1 protein-coding gene and 1 pseudogene are annotated in these 571 nt (G+C 73.6%); one reads left to right on the forward strand and one right to left on the reverse strand.

What is annotated here, in order from left to right:
- Positions 1–347 (forward strand): annotated as a pseudogene (locus G3I78_RS47110) (reductase); the annotation flags it as partial.
- On the opposite strand, the gene G3I78_RS47115 reads toward G3I78_RS47110, so the two are convergent.
- Positions 333–571, reverse strand: a 239-nt coding sequence (locus tag G3I78_RS47115; RefSeq protein WP_164436760.1) for a lipase maturation factor family protein, incomplete at its 5' end; no start/stop codon positions are given. The pseudogene G3I78_RS47110 and the gene G3I78_RS47115 sit on opposite strands and share 15 nt — an antisense overlap.

Genomic DNA, 571 nt, shown 5'->3' on the forward strand with positions numbered 1-571 from the left:
CCCCGTCCGGGCACGCCACGATGGGTGCGCTCCTCGAGGCCTGCACGGCCGTGACCGGCGGCGGCGCCGAGCTCCGCTGGATCGACCAGGACAGGATCGCGGAGGCCGGAGTGGAGCCCTGGACCGAACTGCCGATCTGGCTCCCCGAGGGCGAACTGCACGACTACATGTTCGGCGGGGACGTCTCCAAGGCGCTGGCGGCGGGCCTGAAGTGCCGCCCGGTCGAGGAGACCGTGGCCGACACCTGGGCCTGGCTCCGGTCCCTCGACGGCCCCCTCCTCCAGCGCCACGACCGCTCGGCCAAGGGCATTTCGGCGGAGCGGGAGGCGGTGCTACTCGGGCTCTGACCAGGAGGCCCCGGTGAGGCGGGTCGGGGGGAGGTACTCGCGCAGCAGCGTGCGGTGCCACCACGCGCCCGTCTCGCGCAGCTCCCGCCAGGTGGTGAACCGGTAGCGGTACAGCCTGGCCCGTACGTAGAGCGGCGGGGCGTCCGGGAAGGGGTTGTGGCGGAGCAGCCGCAGCGTGTCCCGGTCGCCCGCCAGCAACCGCTCCACGAACGGCCCGAACCAGT

The sequence above is a fragment of the Streptomyces sp. SID13726 genome, assembly GCF_010548375.1.
GTDB lineage: Bacteria > Actinomycetota > Actinomycetes > Streptomycetales > Streptomycetaceae > Streptomyces.